Below are 19,110 nucleotides of genomic sequence, written 5' to 3'. Positions count from 1 at the left end.
TAAATTCCTGCCTTCCAAAACAAAGGACCAAGATGTCTGAACATTCACGACCGCTTGAATCGACAAGGCACTGCGTATCTGACCGCAAGCCGAAAGGGACGAGCACTTATATAGCCGTAGCAATCATCGCTGTTCTCACATCCGCGATTTCAGCCCGACATGAAGCTCCCGCGCCATCGCAGAAACCCGTTGCGACATTGCTTCACGACGTCAACTGATCTGCCGGGACTTTGCCGCATATCGACATCGTCAGCGGTTGTGAATTATTGCTTGGACAATCTGTGATTGATGACAGATAACATACATTATGGAACTGAACTTCCTGCCGCCGGATATCGACAGTCCATGCGCAAAGCATCTATAAAGCTTCAATAATCGGCTTACCGATCAACGCTGTCTGCACTCACCAGAAGCTTGTCGATCCGGCGACCGTCGAGGTCCACCACCTCGAAATGCCATCCGTCTTTTGCGAAGCTTTCGCCAACGTCTGGAAGATGGCGCAGTTCCTGCAGCACGAAGCCTGCGACGGTCTGATAGTCGCGATCGCCCTCGATCTTGAAATCCATGAAATCGGCGAATTCATCGATGGGCATCCATCCGGACACGAGATAGCTGCCATCATGACGGCGGACGATGGCCTGTTCGCCGCCGGCATCGGCTTCTTCCCGCACTGCTCCGAGAATGGCTTCGAGAATATCGCGCGAGGTAATGACGCCTTCGAAGTGGCCATATTCGTCGTAGACCAGTACCATGTGCGACGATGAGCCGCGCAGCGCCTTGACAACGTCAAGCGCGCCGGAAAGATCCGAGACGATCGGCACCTGCTTCGCCAACGCCGGAATATCGGCAGCGCCACCGGAGGCCAGCGCATCGAAGAAGTCACGCGTCGTCAAAACGCCGACGATCTCGTCGGAACTGTCCTTTCGCAACGGCAGCCGCGCCTTTTCAGTGCGGCGAAGCTGCTCGCGGATCTCATCGAAACTGTCTTCTATATCGATGACCTCTACATCGCGGCGCGGCGTCATCAGCGCCCTGGCAGTTCGGTCGGCCAATCGCATGACGCCCGAGATCATCGCCTGTTCTTCCGTCGCGATGACGCCGGCGCTCTGCGCTTCGGCCAGAACCGTCTTGATTTCTTCGTCGCTGACGCCGTCCGCGGCTTTGCCGGACTGACCGAGCGCGCGAAGGACCAGCCTCCCCGACATGTCGAGAAGCCAGACGAGCGGTGCTGCCGCACGAGAAAGGAACACCATGGCCGGGGCAACCTTGCTGGCAACGGCTTCAGGCGCCCGAAGTGCCACCTGCTTGGGCACCAGTTCTCCGATGATCAGTGATAGGTAGGTGATGGCGACGACAACGGAACCGACGCCGATGGTATCGGCAACCGCGGTCGATAGGCCCTGCGCGGCAAGCCATCCCGACAGCCGGGCGCCCAGGGTGGCGCCCGAAAAGGCGCCGGACAGGACACCGACGAGCGTAATGCCGATCTGTACCGTGGACAGAAAGCGGCCCGGCTCTTCGGAAAGCCTTATTGCCATTGCGGCGCCGCGGCTGCCTTGATCCGAAAGGACCTTAAGTCGGGCGGGCCGTGACGATACGATCGCCAGTTCCGACATGGCAAGCACGCCGTTGAGGAGGGTGAGAACGACAACGATCGAAATTTCAAGAAGCAAAGGCGGCCCTTTTTGGTTTCTTCGGAAAGATAGGTACCAGCGGCCGCGAAAGCCAGCATCCGATAGACATGATTTCCATTGCCACCTATCTTCGGCACTACCATCAAGAGCAATTCGCTGACCCTAGCGCATGGCCGGCAGGATATCCGCAGCAAGCTCCTCCATGACATCGCCGGGCGGCCTGCCCTGTGCGATGAGGTTGAAGGCGACGTGATGAATGCCGGCTTCGCGCATTGCCGATAGCGTCTCGATCAGGCCCCGCCTGCCGGTTCTGCCGCCGAGATTGACCTCCTCATACGGCGCGTCGGATTTGTCGAGCAGATCCAAAACCATCGATTGGCCGAAGCCGCGGAAATCGGTAGCGACTTTTGTCTGAGCATTATGCCAGAGCCCCAGCCGGTCTTTCTGAACCGATAGCGGGCGGTAGTAGGTCATCCAGGCCGTTGCATGCCTGGCGATCCATTCGAGGGATTGCGACGATGAGCCCACAGCCACCATCGGAACGGACGCTTGCTGCAGGTGGGGCCTTATGGCGAATTCTTCCCGCGGGCGACCGTCGTCGTCGATTATCTGCTGATCCGGGCTGAGAGCGGCGGCGAGACGCTCCCAATGCGATTGGAAGAGCGTCTTGCGGTTTTCGATATCTTTTCCGAACACGCTGTATTCGGTCGGCCTGTCTCCGGAGCCGAGACCGAGGATGAATCGTCCTTTCGAGAGGGATGCCATCGAAAGGGCGGCCTTGGCGATATGGAGCGGATGGCGCAGAGGCAGCACGATCGCGCCCGTTGCCAGGGCGATCCTGGATGTGGAGGCCGCCAGCGCCCCGAGGAAAACCCATGGATCGGCGTGACCGATCGGATCGGGATAGCTTTCGCTGTTGAGGGGAACGTCCCTCACCCACAAGGCATCGAAACCCAATACGTCCGCTTGAACGGCAACACCGAGCTGATCATCGAACCGCACGTCGGTAAGGGTTCTTTTCTGCGCCGGCAGGACAATGCCGAATGAAAGCCGATCTGGATGAAAAACCACGTTACGCCTGGATCCTATTGCCTCTGGCATGGAGATAAGGCGACCTACCCTCGGGAAAAAGGGCTTACGTCGAGCTGCGTGGAGTGATGTGATGTTCGCCTGGCATAATCCGCCCGAGGAAGGGGATCATGCGGCTTGCAAATAGCATTTCCGATGAGAGGCTGTGCCGGCAACTCAGGGCCTGCCTGAAACAGATCGCTGTCGAACTCAGGTGAGCTTTCCCGTCAGATGCAGAGCGCCGCCCGAGCCGATATCCAGAGCGAGGCGGTCGTAGCTTTCGATGCTCGGATGCCGCGTGAGCAATGGCGCCCGATGGGTGGCGCTGATGACGAGCACGGAAGCGCCTGAGGCCTCCGCTGCCTCTATGCCGGCAGGTGCATCCTCAAAAACAAGACAATCTTCAATGGGTTGCCCCAATATCCTTGCAGCCAGAATGAAGCAATCCGGCGCCGGCTTGCCATTGTGCACATCCTCCCCGGCAATCAGAACCGGTGGGCGGGGAATACCGGCCGCCTCAAGGCGAACTCTAGCCAACTCCCGCGGCGCGGAAGTGACGATCGCCCAGCGATCCGATGGCAGGTTTTTCAGAAAGGCGATGGCGCCCGCGATCGGCTCCACGCCGGCGACATCATCGATTTCGGCTTGTGTGAGTACCCTCACTTCTTCGGCAGGGTCGATCCCCGACAGGTTGAGCCGGGTGATCGTCTCGATCGCCTTGCGGCCGTGAACGGTCGCCAGAAGACTGACGGCGTCGATGCCGCGTTTTTCCGCCCATGCGGTCCAGACCCGTTCGGCGACCGCAATCGAATTCAGGACGGTTCCGTCCATGTCGAACAGGAAGGCGCCAAAGGAGCGGCCGTCGAAAGACATCAGGATCGATCCTCGGCTTTCTGATTGGATGACAGACAATCAAGAATGGCCTGCGCGGTATTGGCGTCCGTCACCAGCGCATTGATCATTCCCGACCGTGCCGCGCCGATGATGCCGCTTGCCTTGCCGGGGGTCGCCGCGACCGCAATACAGAGCGGCACCTTGCGCAATTGTTCGGGCGAGGCTGCGATCATGCCCTCCTCTCCATCCCAATGCAGGATTTCGCCGGTCTCGGTAACATAGTGGCGCAGCACGTCTCCGGCCGCGTGGCTCAAGGCCTTTTCTCCCGGCAACGCCGTTTCGGAAGGGTTTGCCGCATGTGTCAGTCCCACACCGACAATTGCCGCATCCAGCCTGTCCCAAAGGGAGGTCACCTGCTGCACGGTAGGGTCGCCCAGAATTGCGTCCCGGAGTTCGGCCGAGGAAATGTAGGGCGCATGCAGGAAATGCGGCACGCCTCCCATCTGGGCTGCCGCCTGGCGGACGAATTCGTTGATCTGAAAGTGCGGGGCTGCCTGCTGCATGCCGCCATTCAGCGCGACCGTGACGATACCGGGCAATTGCGGCAGGCCCGCCAATGTCACCTCGCGTACCGCCCTTCCCCAACCGATGCCGAGCGTCGAGCCGGAGCGCAGACCCGCCTGCTGCAGAAGCGAGCCGACCGGTGCGGAAAGCGCGCTCAATACGTTTGACGACGGCGTATCGATTACCGCGGCCGCGCGCAGCTTCAGGCCCTCGATCAGCGCAGCGCTCAGATCCTCGGCGGGCGAGAGATCGATCACTTCGATCCGGACGATCCCGACCGCCCGAGCCCGCTGCAGCAATCGGGAAACCGTCGCCGTTGATAGGCCGAGCTTCCTGGCGATATCCACCTGCGACATGTCGGACTGGTAGTGCAGTTTGGCGACCGTATGCAGCAAAGCGCGATTTGCCGCAGCCTCCTGCGATTGAGATGAATTCAGGTTGAAATTCCTTTCTGCAATGTGTTACACATGCGGCACTTGAGGGAGTTATCGCTCAAAACAGCCGGTTTCGCAACGTTTATACCGCGCATGGGAGCCCTCAATTTCAAGAGCATGCCTCTCTCGGGGAGTGGTGAAGGCGTGCTCGGACGGGTGCCGTTTTTTCAGCGGCTGGAGGAAGGATCATATGACGAAATTGACGACAGCGGAGATGCGCGGCTACCAGCAGATTTGCGGCAGCGATGGTGCCATGATGGTGATTGCCTGCGACCAGCGCGGCGGCATGCGCAGTCTCCTGGCCAAGGATCCGGCGGAACAGGCGGCCATCTCCGACCAGGTGCTGGGGAACACCAAGGCCGATATAGCCCGCTTCCTGGCAAGCAAGGCGTCCTGCGTGTTGGTCGATCCGATCTGCGCCGTGCCGGCGCTGGTCGACGAACGCGTCCTCCAGCGCGATACCGCGCTGCTGATCGGGCTCGACGCTTCCGGTTGGGATACCTCGCCGGAAGGCTATCGTCTGTCGAAATTGGTCCCCGGCATTTCGGCGCGCCGCGTGCGCCAGTTGGGGGCAACCGGCGGTAAGATCATGGTCTACCTGCGTTCGGATCGGGAAGCGGCGAATGTCCATAACATCCGGATTCTGAAGCAGTGCATCGAAGACTTCGCTCATGAAGATCTTCTGCTTGTCGTCGAATTCCTGACGTACAAATTCGATGACGAAGACGAGGCCGATTATAGAGCGAAGCTGCCGTCTCTGATCGTCGGCGGCAGCAAGATTTGCCTCGATCTCGGCGCGAAAGTCTTGAAGATCCCCTATCCTGGATCATCGGAAGCTTGTGCCGAGGTCACGCGTCTTGCGGGCGACGTGCCGTGGGCGGTGCTGTCGGCCGGTGTCGACCACGCAACCTTCCTCACCCAGGTTGAGGATGCCATGCGCAACGGCGCTTCCGGCGTCATCGCCGGCCGGTCGCTTTGGAAGGACTGCATCTCGCTCGACCGCACGGTAACGAAGGATCGACTGGAGACGATCGCGGTGCCGAGGCTTCGTGAAATCCAGGCCGTCATCGCGACACACTTCAAACGGGTTGGATCGGACGATTCTGACCAGAGGCAACGCGCCAATGGTTGATATTGCCATCGGCGTCGATATTGGCGGCACGAATATTCGTGCTGCCCTCGTCTCTGCCCAGGGCGAAATTCTTGGCAAGCTGTCGGAACGAACCCCGACCGATCCGACGCTGGCATTGGAGCGCGTCATCGCGATGGCGCGTGCGCTCGATGTTCCCGAAGTCCTGGGGGTCGGCGTCGGCATACCCGGACGGGTCGATATCGCCAGCCGTGAAATCCTGTCGGGTGGTATTCTCAATCTTGCCGGCCTCGACTTCGTGCCGCGGCTCGAGGCGGGACTTGGAAAGCCCGTCGTCATCGAGAATGATTGCAGCATGGCGCTGATCGCCGAAATGCGGATCGGCGGCGCCAAGGGCTTTCAAAATGTTGCGATGTTGACAATCGGAACGGGCATCGGCGGCGCTGTCGCCCATGCCGGGCGCATTTATCACGGGCATAGGGCCGCCGGGCAGCTCGGTCACATCTGCGTATCTCAGGATGGCCCACCCTGCCCCTGCGGCAGGCGCGGCTGCGTCGAGACCTTCAGTTCCGGAACGGCATTGCGCCGTCATATCGCCGAAGCAGGATTGTCTGTCGCGACGATCGGGGAAATTTTCAGCATGGCAGCCGAGGGGAATGGCGCGGCGGTGCGCGTCTTGCGCCAATGGGCCAATCCTCTGCGGGCGGCGCTCGACAACATCGCGGCGACGATGGATCCCGAAATCATCCTGCTTGGTGGCGGGCTCGGCTGCGACGCTGCGCGTGCGCTTGCAGACCTGCCGGCGACAGCGCCCTGGTTCTGCCCGCCAATATTGCCGGCGAAACTTGCCGACGATGCCGGCGTCATCGGCGCTGGCCTGTCGATTTTTACTGCCGATCCGTCGTCACGAGGAAAGCGGGTCGTCCTGGTCAACGGCGTGCCGGCCTCCGGTAAAAGCCGCCTTGCCAAGGCTTTGTCCGATCGAACCGGTTGGCCGGTCCTGTCCCTCGACGGCATCAAGAATCCGTTCCTGCAGCATATCGGACCGGTCGATCGCGACTTTAACCGGACTTTGGGAAAGGCGAGCTATCAAGCGATCTGGTCCGTCGTCGCCGAGGCGCCGGCCGGTTCGACCTTCATCATCGATGCCTGGTTCGGTTTTCAGCCGAAAGCGCAGCTCGAAAACTATATCGGTGCTGCGAAAGTCGGGGATGTCGCCGAGCTTTGGTGCAAGGTGCCGGGATTGGTTGCGGGCGAGCGTTATGCCAGTCGGCTGCACGATCGGTTGCCGGGCCATCCGGGTGCCGAATATGTGCCCGAGCTGATGGTACTTGCCGATCGTGCCGAGCCGATGGGCTGCGGTGCCGTGATGACGATCGACCAGACCAAAGAGCCGGACATGGACGCGATCCTAGCCTGGGTTCGGCGCGTGTTCGACCGCGAATGATATCGGTCGCCGCCCGGATGGACGGCTCGGCTGCGGAATAATGATGAACGCCGTGCGACGCTATGTCTCCCGGCGGATGATGATATTGCGGCCACTATTGAATTACTTAATTATATCAATTGGATAAAAGAAATTCCTTGCAGAAAAAAATTACTTGACGCGTCGCGGTAACCCACTGATTATCGCTGTGCCGAACAGGGGAGGTTCGGCTTCAAGAGGAGGAAAATTATGGAGCGCCGCTCATTTCTGAAGGCCTCGGCCGTGGCATCGCTCGCGACGGGTGTTGCAGCTGTTGCCGGCACCGCCAGGGCTGCAGACAAGAAATTTACGATTGCCCTTATTCCGGGGCTGACGACGGATGCTTTTTACATCACCATGCGCAAGGGCGCCGAGGCCGCGGCCAAGGCCATCGGCGCGACGCTTGTGTTTCAAGGTGGCCCCGATTTCAATCCGGTGACGCAGGTTCCGGTTCTTGACGCGGTGATCGCCAAGAAGCCAGACGCGATCCTCATCGCCCCGACCGACAAGGATCAGCTGATCCAGCCGCTCAAGAAGGCGGCGGATGCCGGTATCCCGGTCATCACCGTCGATACCTTCATCGGCACCGGCGTCTACCAGACCGGCAAGGGCGATGCCGATTTTCCGCTGTCCTACATCGCTTCCGACAACCTGCTCGGCGGTGCGATTGCCGCACGCGCGCTGGCGAAAGCCGTCGGCGAAAAGGGCAAGGTCTACGTTTCCAACGTGAAGCCCGGCATCTCGACTACGGATCAGCGCGAGCAGGGCTTCAAGGAGGAAATGAAGAAATATCCGAACATCACCGTTCTGGAGACGCAGTATAACGACGACGACGCCAACAAGGCGGCATCGCAGTTGCAGGCGGTCTTTGCCCGCAACTCCGATCTCGATGGTGTCTTCGGGGCCAATCTATTCTCCGCCCTCGGTGCCGCAAACGGCGTGCAGCAGGCCGGTCAGACGGGCAAGATCCGTGTGGTCGCCTTCGATGCGCCGACGTCGATCGTCGACAACATCAACTCCGGCCTTGTCGATCTGGCGATTGCACAGCATCCGGCTGAAATCGGCTATTTCGGCGTGATGGCAGCCTACGCCCACCTGACCGGCAATTCGATCCCGACGGCGATCGGCACCGGCTTCACGGTCATCGACAAATCGAACGTCACCGACAAGAACGTCGCGAAGTTCATCTACTCCGATTGATCCGGAGCTAGTCTGTGCCTCGCCACAGGGCGAGGCACATCATCCAACGATGATAGAGCGAACGGCGCCGTGATCTTCGCGCCTTCAACGCTTCAGTTTGGACAGTCAATGACAATCGACAATGCAGAGGTCCGCAAGGCGGATCACCACGTGGCGCCGCAGGCGGACCACGGCGACCAGGCAAAAACCATCCTAAATCGCATCGCGCAATTGCGCGCGTGGCTGTTTCTTGCCGGACTTATCGTGACTTTCGAAATCTGGGCACGGATCGATTTCGGCGGCACGTTCATCGGCTCGAGCTTCAACTGGCAGTCCGTCGCGATCTTCGCCGTAGCGCCGCTGCTGCTGGCGATCGGACAGACCTTCGTTATCATTTCCGGCGGCATCGATCTGTCGACCGGCTTCATCATGGGGCTTGCTGCCGTCGTTGCGGCGCATATCGCCAATATCGCCGGGCTCTACATGCCTCTGCCGATAGCGATGGTATTCGGTATTCTCGTTGCCATGCTCGCCGCCGCGGTCCCCGGCTTCATCAACGGTCTGCTGATTTCCCGTCTCAAAGTTCCGCCGTTTATCGGCACGCTTGGCATGTTCGGCGTGGCCCGGGGCACGGCCTTCCTGATTGCCGGCGGCACCACCGTGCCGGTCAAGAATTCCTATTTCGCCGAGCTCGGCAACGGGCGGCTCTACGGCGTGCCCTATCTCGTCATCGTCACGCTGGTCTTCGTGGTGATCATGCATTACCTGCTGAGCCAGACCCGCTTCGGCCAGCATAATTATGCCATCGGCGCCAATGCGCAGGCCGCGCGCCGCGCCGGCATCGACATCAAGTCCCATCTGCTGCGGCTCTATATCCTCTCTGCTGTCTGCGCAGGCCTGGGTGGTGCGCTTTATGCAGCTCGTTTCACCGCAGGCGCTGCCCAGGCCGGCGAACCCCTGCTGCTCGATAGCGTGGCCGCCGTCGTCATCGGTGGCGCGAGCCTGTTCGGCGGGTCCGGCACGATCATCGGCACCATTGCCGGTGCTCTCGTCATCGCCGTCATCCAGTATGGCCTCGTCTTCATGAACGTGGAGCCGTTCTGGCAGTTCATTGCCGTCGGCATCGTCATCATCATTTCGGTGCTCATCGACCAGGCACAGCGCCGGTTCAGCGGAGCGAAACAGGATGAATAGTGCAACTCCCCTCCTCGAGGTCCGCAATCTCTCGCGCTATTTCGGCGCGGTGCGTGCCCTCGACAATTGCTCCATGGTCGTTCGGCCCGGCGAAGTCGTGGCACTTGCCGGCGATAATGGTGCGGGCAAGACGACGATGATCAAGGCGATCTCCGGCGTCTACCCGCCGACTGCGGGCGAGATCCTGATCGAAGGCAAGCCGGTCACCTTCTCATCGCCGCAGGATGCGCGCGAGAAAGGCATCGAGACGATCTACCAGGATCTGGCGCTTGCCGACAATCTGACGATCGGCTCCAACATCTTCCTTGGGCGCGAACCGATGAAGAAGCTTTTTGGTTTCCTACCGGTTCTCGATCGGAAGGCCATGGCAGAAGCGGCGCGCAAGACCATGGCGGAGCTCGATTTCCATGTGAAGCGGCTCGATGCGCCGGTCAGCAACTTCTCCGGCGGTCAGCGTCAGGCGGTCGCGATCGGACGTGCGGTTTACTGGAATGCCCGCATTCTGGTCATGGACGAACCGACGGCCGCACTCGGTGTGCCCGAACAGCGCAAGGTCGTGGCCCTGATCAAATCGCTGAAGGCGCAGGGGCGCGGCGTCATCTTCATCTCGCATAATCTGCAGGATATTTTCGCGGTTTCCGACCGCATCGTCGTCTTGCGGCGCGGGATCGTGGCCGGCGAACGCAACATCGCCGACACCAATCACGAGGAAGTCGTCCGGCTCATGATCGGCGGCTAACTCGTCACCGAACCAAGCTTCGTTCAAAACAAGGTGATAGCGATGATGTGTCATCGCTATCACCTTGCTTGCGTAGGGGACCTTTGGCTTGATCGCTCGGCGCTGCTTGAGCTTTTCCGCGCGCCCAATATTGCCTCGCAATGAGATAGCGGTGTTCGTCAATCCATATGGCTGTTGCTGGTCATGCGCCGTGCTATGCGTGATGTCTATCTAATTCGATGACCAATATAGACTGGAAGAGCGTTCTGGCGAAGATTGCGGGAAACCGAGCGCACGTCTTGGAGGCAGGCAGGAATGAGCAAGACGGACAATATCGTATCCTTCACCGGAGCACCCCCGACGGTGAGCGATATTGCTGCAATCGCGCGACGCAACGCCAGGATCGCGATTTCTCAGGACGTCGAAGACAAGATCGCCGCCGCCCGCGCTATCGTTGAACGCTACCTGGCGGCCGACCGGCCTGTTTATGGTTTGACGACAGCGTTAGGCGCGGGCGTTGATACTCGCCTCGCCACGGATGACCTCATCGCCTTCCAATTGCGCGTGCCGCAGGCTCGTGCCGTAGGAGTTGGGTCGGCGCTTCCGCGCGAAGCCGTGAGGGCGATGATGGCCGCTCGCATTGCCGGCATGGCGGCTGGCGGCTCCGGCGTGTCGCTTCCGGTTTTCGCCGGCCTCGTTGAGGCGCTCAATGCGGGCTTTCATCCGGTCGTGCCATCGCTCGGTTCGATCGGTGCTGCCGATCTTGCGCCTCTGGCGCATATGGCACGAGCCTTGTTGGGCGATGGCGAGGCAGAAGTGGATGGCACGATCGTGCCGGCATTGGACGCTCTGTTGAAGGCTGGCCTGAAACCTCTGCCGATCGCGCCGAAGGACGGCCATGTCCTTGTCGTCGCCAACAGCCTGTCGGTCGGCAAGGCCTGCCTCTGCATCGAGGATATCGAGCGGCTGTTTGATTGGTCGCTTGCGGCTGTTGCCCTGAACTTCGAGGCTTTCCGGGCGAACGTCTCTGCCTTCGACGACCGGGCACTGGCGGCCAGGCCGGCCTTCGGCCAGCGCGAGACGGCGGCGAGACTGCGGGAGCTGCTTTCCGGAAGTTCTCTTTTGATCGAAGGTGCGGCGCGGCGTCTGCAGGATCCTTTGAGCTATCGCTGTGCTCCCCAGGTATGGGGCGCCCTCCTCCATGCGATCGGCGATGCGCGCGCCGCGACCGAGATCGAACTCGCAAGCTCCGGCGACAATCCTGTCGTGCTGGCCGACGAAGGGCTTATCCTGTCGCATGGCAATTTCGACATGACAGCCTTCGTTCTGGCCTGGGAGCGGCTCGGCCAGGCCATCGCCCATTGTGCGGCAGGGGCCGCCTATCGAACCATGAAGATCATGTCACCAGGCATGTCGGAACTGCCGCGGTTCCTGACGCCGCTTGGGCAGAGCAGAACGGGTTTTGCCACCGTGCAGAAAACGGTCTCGGCGCTCGAAGCCGAGATACGCCATCTGGCTATTCCGGTGTCGCTCACGCCGATCCCGGTTGCAGACGGTGTCGAGGATCAGGCATCGATGGCGCCGAGTGTCCTGACGAAGATAGAAGCCATGATCGAACGGCTGCGCTATCTCGTGGCCATCGAGCTTGTCGCATCCGCCCAGGGCGTTGATCTGCGCGGCATCGTGAGCGAGCTTGGCGGCGGGACGTTGCGCGCCTATCGCAAGGTGCGCGAACTGGTTCCTCCGCTGGAGGAGGATCGTGCGCAGGGGCCGGATTTTCAGAAGTTGTCGGAGTTCATTAAGAGCGCCGATGTGATGGAAACAGCTTCCTGATCGATATGGCGGCAAGGCGGTCCATGCCCGTTGCCTTGCTTTTCGCAGGTCGCCCATGCGGCTTGGATCATTCGTTAGACCGGCATGGCCGGTGCAAGGCCTGGAGAACGGTAATGCAGGAAATCTGGATCGACTATCTCAATGCCATCGACGCCAAGGCGCTGGCGCTTTCCAACGATGAAATTCTTGACGCCGTGACCAGTGCGCTCAATGCGCAAGGGCGCGGCGAGACCGTCATCGAGCCTCGCGTTCATCTCGTGCCCGAGAGTTCCGACAAGGGGCATTTCAACGTGCTGCGCGGTTATGTGAAGCCGCTCGGCTATGCCGGCGTCAAGGTGGTCGGCGATTTCGTCGACAATTACAAGCAGGGCCTGCCCTCGGAAATGGCGGTCCTCAATCTGTTCGATCCGCACACCGGCATGCCGCGAGCCATCATCGATGCGACCGCGATCACCGACATGCGCACGGGCGCCGTCACCGCCATTGGCGCGCGCCATCTTGCCCGCAAGGACAGCAGGATTCTCGGCCATATCGGCGCGCGGGGCACCTCTTATTGGAACGTGCGGCTGCTCGATCACATCTTCGATTTCGACGAGATCCGCGTGCATTCGCGCCGTCCGGAAAGCCGCGATGCCTTCGCCGCACGGCTGGAAAAGGATCTCGGTAAGAAGATCATCGTGACGGACAATTGGGAGGATTGTCTGAAAGGCGCCGATATCATGATCGAGGCGAGCCGCCTGCCGGAGCCGACGCCGCTCTTCAAGACTGCTTGGGTCAAGAAAGGCGCTTTCGTCGTGCCTTATGGCACGATGAGCGCGCTCGAATTCGACCTGACCGATATCATGGACAAGGTCGTGGTCGATGACTGGGGGCAATGCGGCCCTGGTCGCCCCTTCGGCGCGCTGCGCCGTCATGTCGACGAGGGCAAAGTGACAGCCGACACGCTGCATGCGGAGATCGGCCAGATCGTTTGCGGCGCCAAGCCGGGCCGCGAAAGCGATGACGAGACCATTCTTTTCTGGCATCGCGGGCTCAGCACGACCGATGTCGCGCTTGGCGCGGCGATGGTCGAAAAAGCAAAGCGCATGAATCTCGGCCAACGCCTTCGATTTGCGTGACGAGCATGACGATGTCTCTCACCCCTGCCCCCGTCATTGCCTGCTCGCGAATGTACAATCTGAGCCCGAAAATATCGGAGCTTTGGGACCGCCTCTTTCATTGGCTGGCGGATCGATCTGATGTCAGGCTCGAGGTCATCGCCCACGCCGCACCGGCGCCGCTTTCCGAGCTATGGGCGCGCCCGGATATGGGCGCCGTCTTCATGTGCGGCTTTCCGTTCTCCAGGCTTGCGAAAGCGGAGCGTCCGCTGCCGCTTGTAGCGCCTGTTTCGCTGGCGGATTGGGCAAACGGCCAGCCGGTCTATGCCAGTCACGTCGTCGCCGCGCGCGACAGGCCGTTTGCAGGGGCCGATCTTGTGACCGCGCGCTGGGGCTGGACGGTGCGGGACTCGCAGTCGGGCTACAATGCGCCACGCGAATTCTTTACGGCACTTGCCGGCGGACGGCCGGCGAGCGAGACTTTCGGTCCGCTCCTCAATCCGCGTGGCGTGATCGAGGCAATCCGCTCAGGCGTCGTCGATGTCGGCGCGATCGATGCCTATGCCTACCAGCTTCTGGAAATGCATGAGCCAGACATGATCGCATCGTTGCGGGTCATCGCCACGACAAAGCCCGCGCCCTTCCCTCTGCTGGTTGCCTCCCGACAACAAACGTCCGAAATCACTGCTGCGCTTCGTGCTGCTCTGCTCGGCGCACACCGGGACCCGGAAGGGCGCGATATCCTTGCGTCACTCGGCCTGGCTGCGTTCGTGGAACCGGATATTGCCGCGTATGAGCAGCTGCCTGCGCGAGCGCGCTCTGTCGATGAAGCTCTCGAGGCTTGGTAAAGTTCGAAGGAACTTCCGCCGCTTTTGCTGAGTCAGCAAAATGAAGCGGTCAAGAGGCGGCGCATTCCGTGCCGTTGGCTTGCCTCAACAATTTGCCGGCAGCGACGCGAAGGCATTCCTCGAACGCGGTCAGATCCAGAAAAAGCTGATCCGCCGCGACCTGGCGCGTTATGATGATGCCGTCACGTGCTGCAACGCCGCCGTCGAGCATCAGATTGTCGGCCATGTCGAAGTTTTCCAGCGCCATTCCGTCGGGACCGCGATGGCGTCCGTCCGGACCGAGACGAACGTCGCCATTGTAAAGTCCGCTCACACGCTCGAAATGGTTTTCGGTGCAGTTCGAAAAGGCGAATGCCGGGCAGCCGCGTGCGCACATGAAGCCGAGCTCGAAGGCTGTGCCGACATCCGCGGCGATACCGCGAAACGGCGTCAGGTTGGCGATGATGAGATCGGCGCTCGACATCAGCGTCTCGTTGATCGCGCTGATGGCAAGACCTCGCTCCCGGCGTGTCTCCGTCTCCGGCGCTACCAGATCACCGGGCGAAACGGGGATAAATCCGTAGCTGCGAGCCAATGCGATCTTGCGATCGAGGATTTCCCTTGCATTGGGAAGAAAGACTTCGGGGCCTGCCAGATATGCTCTCAATAGCTTTGCCTCTCGATATTGCACTGCGGGAATTGCGGAACCATATGAAGCCTATGGCCGATTCAAGCCTCTTCTGCCATAGCCTGAAACATAATCTACGAAATCGCGAAATAGAGGCGATTGCCGTTTCCCGGCCGCTGGCGAGGCGCGTATAGTCACGCTCAGTATCGAATGGCGTCGAAGGCCCATGGCAGCTAACGGAATTTGTGGGGTATAAGGAAATGCAATCTTCCATCGAGGCAATTGCCGAAGCACCATATGACGATCGCGGCAACTGGCCGACAAAGCAAAGCAAGATTCTCGATTGGCTGATGAACGATGTCCGCGACCAGCGTTTCATCGACAACATTCTCGTCGAACTCTGCGAAAAGATGCGCGCGGTTGGGATTCCGGTGGCAAGAGCGACCATGCATTTCCGGACGCTGCATCCGCAATGGCTCGGCGCGCGAATCCTCTGGCGCACCGGAATGAAGGAAGCCGATATCGCAACCTTCAGCTATGGGGTGGAGAACACGCCGCAGTTTCTGGCAAGTCCCATCAACGAGATTTTCAACGGCGCGGCCGAAGTTCGGCAGAATCTGGAGGTCTCCGGCAAGGATCAGCTGACCTATCCGCTGTACAAGGAAATGTATGACGAAGGGCTGACCGACTATATTGCCTGGCCGATCTACCACACGCTCGGCAAGCGGCACATTGCCACCTTCGCCTCGGATGCGCCCGGCGGCTTCACCGAGCAGCACATGACTTTCCTGAAGGATTTGCTGCCGGCCCTGACGATGGTGACCGAGATCCGGCTGAAGAACATCATGGCCCGCACGCTGTTGCGCACCTATGTCGGGCCGCATGCGAGCGAGAAGATCCTTGCGGGTGCGACGACGCGCGGCAGCGGCACCACGGTCGGCGCGGCCATTCTCATCTGCGACCTGAGAGATTTCACCACCATTTCCGATATGTGGCCACGGGACGACGTCATCGAGCTGCTCAACGGCTATTTCGATGCCATGGTCGAGCCGATTGAGAAGCATGGCGGTGAGATTCTCAAATTCATGGGTGATGGATTGCTCGCGATCTTTCCATTGAGCGATCCCAATGCATGTCACAATCTTCTTCTTGCCATCAGCGAGGCGCAGGCGGCCGTAGAAGCACTCAACGAAGAAAACCGCAAGCATGGCCGCGAAATACTGCGCTATGGCGTCGGGGTGCATGTCGGCGACGTCATGTACGGCAATATCGGCTCCCGCACCCGTCTCGATTTCACCGTCATCGGGCCGGCCGTCAACATTGCCTCGCGGCTGGAATCGTTGACCAAGGAGGTCAAGCGACCGGTACTGCTGTCGAAGGCATTCGTCGATATGGCCGCATGTCAGCGCGATATGGAAAGCCTCGGCTCCTTCCCTCTCAAGGGTCTCGGCGAACCGGTGGATGTCTACGCCTTCGCGGCAAGGGAGAAGCTGCCGCAATCGGGCTGATCAGCGAAGGCAAATCCGCTGGCCGGACGGCGATTTGATACGGCGCGACTCAGTCGGTTGCAAAACGTGAAATGGTCCGGGGGTGCCGCTGCGGATCCAGTTCCCTATATTGTGAAGTGGATCATGACGATAGCCGCCTTATTTTGGGGATCGTTCTGCGCGTACGTACGTTTAGTAAGGGTTGATTCTATCGGCTCGACCACGAGGGTGCCTGCCACCCATAATACTCTGACAAGGAGAAAACAGATGAGAAAAATTTTGACCCTGGCGTTTTCAGCAGCATCTTTGATCGTTGCAGGCGCGGCGGTGGCACGGGCGGCGGATATGCCGACGACCTATCGCGAAGAAGAACCCGATCAGCGCAACGGCGTGAAAATCGGCTATCTCGAATGCGAGATCGGCGGCGGTGTCGGCTATGTGCTCGGCTCGGCTAAGGAGGTGGATTGCACCTTCCATTCGACGGTCGGACGCGAGCGCATCGACCATTATACCGGTGCGATCAGGAAGATGGGTGTAGATCTCGGCTTTACGACCCGCAGCCGGCTTGTCTGGTTGGTCTTCGCGCCGACAGCCGGCTATCATCATGGTTCTCTGAGCGGCCTCTATCAGGGCGCTACCGTTGAAGCGACGGTCGGTGCCGGCGTCGGCACGAATATTCTCGTTGGCGGCACCTCCGGCTCGATCCATCTTCAAACCGTAAGCGTGACGGGTCAGCTCGGCTTGAACCTTGCTGCGACCGGTACGTCGGTTACGCTGACTTCGGCCGAGTAAGGCTTTCGGTCACAGTCGTATCGCGTGATATGGCCGCTCCCGCATGGTGCTGGAGCGGCCATTCTTTCATGCGGACGCCGCGCTAGCGCGGGGCCATAGCTAAAACAATTCCAGGAAAAGTGCGTAGCGGTTTTGCCTCCGCAATTGCGGAAAACAAGAGGACGGAGCCTTTTCGCGATTCGAAGAAAAGCGGAAATGCTCTATGCAAAACCGAGTGATTCATTGGAGCCAGGTTCATGACCGATACCGTCACCGATCGTTTTCTTCGTTACGTTGTCATCGATACGCAATCGGACCCGACCTCGAGCGCGCAGCCTTCCACCGAAAAGCAGAAAAATCTTGGCCGCGTCCTCGTCGATGAGTTGCTGGCGATCGGCCTTGCCGACGCACATCTCGACGAGCATGGCTATGTCTATGCGACCATTCCATCGAATGTCGATAAGCCTGTTCCCGTGATCTGCTTCTGCTCCCACATGGACACGGCGCCGGATTTCACCGGCACGAATGTCAAGCCGCAGGTCCTCAAGAACTACGACGGCGGCGATATCCGCCTGCCCGGCGATCCGCAACAGGTCATCCTTGTCGGCGAGCACCCTACTCTGCGCGACCAGGTCGGCAATGACATCATCACCTCGGATGGTACGACGCTGCTCGGCGCCGATGACAAGGCGGGCCTCGCCGAGATCGTGGCAGCCGCGCAATATCTCGTCGACAATCCGGATATCCGTCACGGCACCATCAAGCTTCTGTTCACGACCGATGAGGAGATCGGGCGCGGCGTCGACAAGGTCGATCTGAAGAAGCTGGGGGCACAATTCGCCTATACGGTCGACGGCGAAACGGCAGGCCACATAGAAGACGAGACTTTTTCGGCCGATAGCGTCGAGATCGTCATTCAGGGCGTTGCCATTCATCCGGGCTTCGCCAAAGGAAAGATGGAGAACGCCATCAAGATCGCCGGCGCGATCATCGACAGGCTGCCGAAAGACATTGCGCCTGAAACGACTGAGGGCCGCGAGGGTTTCATTCATCCCACCGGCGTCAGCGGTTCGATGGAGAAGGCAGCACTCGGTTTCATCATCCGCGATTTCGACGAGGCGGGTCTTGCGGTCAAGGAGAAGATGCTCGAGCAGATCGTCAAGGACGTGATGACCGCTTACCCCGGCTCCTCGCATACATTTACCGTCAGGCATCAATACCGCAACATGAAGGCGATCCTCGATCGCCATCCACAGATCGTCGAGAATGCCGTCCAAGCCATAAGACGGGCCGGCATGACGCCGGTTCGTGGCAGCATTCGCGGCGGTACGGACGGTTCCAGGCTCTCGTTCATGGGCCTGCCCTGCGCCAACATATTTGCTGGCGGACACGCCTTCCATTCGCCGTTGGAATGGGTCAGCCGCCAGGATATGGAAAGAGCGGTGAAGACGCTCGTTGAATTGGCGAAGATCTGGGCGGAACGCGCCTAAGCGTTTCCGAGAACAGGTTTTTCCAATCTACCAATCTATGCGAGCGACGGTATCGAGCGCCTCGCGACCCCGTCGCAGCATTACGCTGGGCGCATCCACCGCCCTCGTCAATATATGGCGGGCACCGGCCAGCGGGTGAAAGCCAGCCCTCTCCTCCACTATCGGAGGCGGATCGTCGTCCCTGACCAGGGACGGCTTCGCCTCGGCATATTGCGGATATCCCGAAATCAACGGATCGCGTGTTTCGCATTGTGGCAGGCAACGATCGAAACGCTCGACGTCACCGGATGCCGCGACGCTCGTCTTAGCGGCATCGGTCCGCGAGGCAACCTTCTTTGCCGAAGCACTGCTTTTCGCAGCGGCGAGAGGCGATGGCTGTGGAATCGGCACCGACGTTACCGGTTGGGTAGGGCTCGCATCCACCACGACCTGCAACCCATTCGTTGCGACATGGTCCAGCAGCCCGCCGTTGCCGATCGTAATTCGACCGCTATCATCGATAATGCGCATGGCGCGTTCGGTCGGAGCCGTCTGAACAATCATGTAGAGAGCACCGACGACCGTGCCGCAAACGGCAAGTCCGGAACTCAGCCGCCGGGTCGTCTCGCTTTGGCCGTTCCACCATCTCGTAGGCTGCGTATCCATCGATCGCTCCTTAGGACAAGATCTCGCTTGCCCATTTTGACGGGAACTGTGGCGCAGCTTTTACCGAAACATGGCTAATTGCAGACCTTTTGCAAAAAAATGTTGATGGAGGTCCTGGTTCGGGAGGGATGACCGGCAAGTCACGGGCGCCT

17 protein-coding genes are annotated in these 19,110 nt (G+C 60.1%); 11 read left to right on the top strand and 6 right to left on the bottom strand.

Translation table 11 applies throughout. The features are described from left to right. Positions 1-380: 380 nt before the first annotated feature. The 4 genes from PH552_RS19785 to PH552_RS19770 form a co-directional block, all read right to left on the bottom strand. Entirely contained in the window at positions 381-1,673 is a 1,293-nt protein-coding gene (locus PH552_RS19785) for a hemolysin family protein (protein ID WP_112345052.1), read from the bottom strand. A gap of 123 nt (positions 1,674-1,796) precedes the next feature. After that, positions 1,797-2,705 (bottom strand): TIGR03571 family LLM class oxidoreductase, encoded by a 909-nt coding sequence (locus PH552_RS19780; protein WP_210209437.1) that lies wholly within the window; start codon positions 2,703-2,705, stop codon positions 1,797-1,799. Positions 2,706-2,912: 207 nt separating this feature from the next. Further along, positions 2,913-3,575, bottom strand: a complete 663-nt coding sequence (locus PH552_RS19775; protein ID WP_112345050.1) for an HAD-IA family hydrolase — start codon at positions 3,573-3,575, stop codon at positions 2,913-2,915. Then, positions 3,575-4,495 carry a sugar-binding transcriptional regulator gene (locus PH552_RS19770; RefSeq protein ID WP_113250250.1) on the bottom strand — a complete coding sequence of 307 codons (921 nt, stop codon included), beginning with the start codon at positions 4,493-4,495 and terminating at the stop codon, positions 3,575-3,577. The genes PH552_RS19775 and PH552_RS19770 overlap by 1 nt, the downstream gene beginning before the upstream one ends. Positions 4,496-4,724: 229 nt before the next feature. Here PH552_RS19770 and PH552_RS19765 point away from each other — a divergent pair, with 229 nt between their 5' ends. From PH552_RS19765 to PH552_RS19730, 8 genes are all read left to right on the top strand, one after another. Then, on the top strand, positions 4,725-5,666 hold the full coding sequence (locus tag PH552_RS19765; RefSeq protein ID WP_112345048.1) for a tagatose-bisphosphate aldolase: 942 nt from the start codon (positions 4,725-4,727) through the stop codon (positions 5,664-5,666). After that, positions 5,659-7,071 carry an ROK family protein gene (locus PH552_RS19760; RefSeq protein WP_112345047.1) on the top strand — a complete coding sequence of 471 codons (1,413 nt, stop codon included), beginning with the start codon at positions 5,659-5,661 and terminating at the stop codon, positions 7,069-7,071. The genes PH552_RS19765 and PH552_RS19760 overlap by 8 nt, the downstream gene beginning before the upstream one ends. 228 nt (positions 7,072-7,299) lie before the next feature. Continuing rightward, on the top strand, positions 7,300-8,289 hold the full coding sequence (locus tag PH552_RS19755) for an ABC transporter substrate-binding protein (RefSeq protein WP_112345046.1): 990 nt from the start codon (positions 7,300-7,302) through the stop codon (positions 8,287-8,289). A gap of 108 nt (positions 8,290-8,397) precedes the next feature. Beyond that, positions 8,398-9,462 carry an ABC transporter permease subunit gene (locus PH552_RS19750; protein ID WP_112345045.1) on the top strand — a complete coding sequence of 355 codons (1,065 nt, stop codon included), beginning with the start codon at positions 8,398-8,400 and terminating at the stop codon, positions 9,460-9,462. Then, entirely contained in the window at positions 9,455-10,201 is a 747-nt protein-coding gene (locus tag PH552_RS19745) for an ATP-binding cassette domain-containing protein (RefSeq protein ID WP_015343065.1), read from the top strand. Before PH552_RS19750 ends, PH552_RS19745 begins: the two co-directional genes overlap by 8 nt. A 294-nt stretch (positions 10,202-10,495) precedes the next feature. Next, on the top strand, positions 10,496-12,013 hold the full coding sequence (locus tag PH552_RS19740) for an HAL/PAL/TAL family ammonia-lyase (protein ID WP_112345044.1): 1,518 nt from the start codon (positions 10,496-10,498) through the stop codon (positions 12,011-12,013). A 113-nt stretch (positions 12,014-12,126) separates the two neighbouring features. After that, positions 12,127-13,131: an ornithine cyclodeaminase family protein gene (locus PH552_RS19735; RefSeq protein ID WP_112345043.1), complete on the top strand. Its 1,005-nt coding sequence runs from the start codon at positions 12,127-12,129 to the stop codon at positions 13,129-13,131. A 50-nt stretch (positions 13,132-13,181) separates the two neighbouring features. Continuing rightward, positions 13,182-13,958, top strand: a complete 777-nt coding sequence (locus PH552_RS19730; protein ID WP_112345042.1) for a phosphate/phosphite/phosphonate ABC transporter substrate-binding protein — start codon at positions 13,182-13,184, stop codon at positions 13,956-13,958. A 49-nt stretch (positions 13,959-14,007) separates the two neighbouring features. On the opposite strand, the gene PH552_RS19725 is transcribed toward PH552_RS19730, so the two are convergent. Next, positions 14,008-14,604, bottom strand: coding sequence for a nucleoside 2-deoxyribosyltransferase (locus PH552_RS19725; protein ID WP_112345041.1), 597 nt, complete (start codon positions 14,602-14,604; stop codon positions 14,008-14,010). A gap of 221 nt (positions 14,605-14,825) precedes the next feature. Here PH552_RS19725 and PH552_RS19720 point away from each other — a divergent pair, with 221 nt between their 5' ends. The 3 genes from PH552_RS19720 to pepT all read left to right on the top strand — a co-directional run bounded on the left by PH552_RS19720 (position 14,826) and on the right by pepT (position 18,313). Continuing rightward, the gene (locus PH552_RS19720) at positions 14,826-16,073 is read left to right on the top strand and encodes an adenylate/guanylate cyclase domain-containing protein (protein WP_112345040.1); all 1,248 of its coding nucleotides are present in this window, start codon (positions 14,826-14,828) and stop codon (positions 16,071-16,073) included. Positions 16,074-16,319: 246 nt separating this feature from the next. Beyond that, complete coding sequence (locus PH552_RS19715; protein ID WP_112345039.1) at positions 16,320-16,844, top strand: DUF992 domain-containing protein; 525 nt, start codon at positions 16,320-16,322, stop codon at positions 16,842-16,844. A 236-nt stretch (positions 16,845-17,080) separates the two neighbouring features. Beyond that, positions 17,081-18,313: a peptidase T gene (gene pepT, locus PH552_RS19710; protein WP_113250249.1), complete on the top strand. Its 1,233-nt coding sequence runs from the start codon at positions 17,081-17,083 to the stop codon at positions 18,311-18,313. Between the two features lie 27 nt (positions 18,314-18,340). Here the strand turns inward: pepT and PH552_RS19705 are convergent, their stop codons facing one another. Continuing rightward, positions 18,341-18,958 (bottom strand): hypothetical protein, encoded by a 618-nt coding sequence (locus PH552_RS19705; protein WP_113250248.1) that lies wholly within the window; start codon positions 18,956-18,958, stop codon positions 18,341-18,343. Between the last annotated feature and the right edge of the window lie 152 nt (positions 18,959-19,110).

Origin of the sequence: Rhizobium aureum, from assembly GCF_030182495.1 — a bacterium.
Classification (GTDB): domain Bacteria; phylum Pseudomonadota; class Alphaproteobacteria; order Rhizobiales; family Rhizobiaceae; genus Rhizobium; species Rhizobium tropici_C.
The sequence above is the reverse complement of the archived record's forward strand: the minus strand, read 5'-3'. Positions and strand labels throughout refer to the sequence as shown.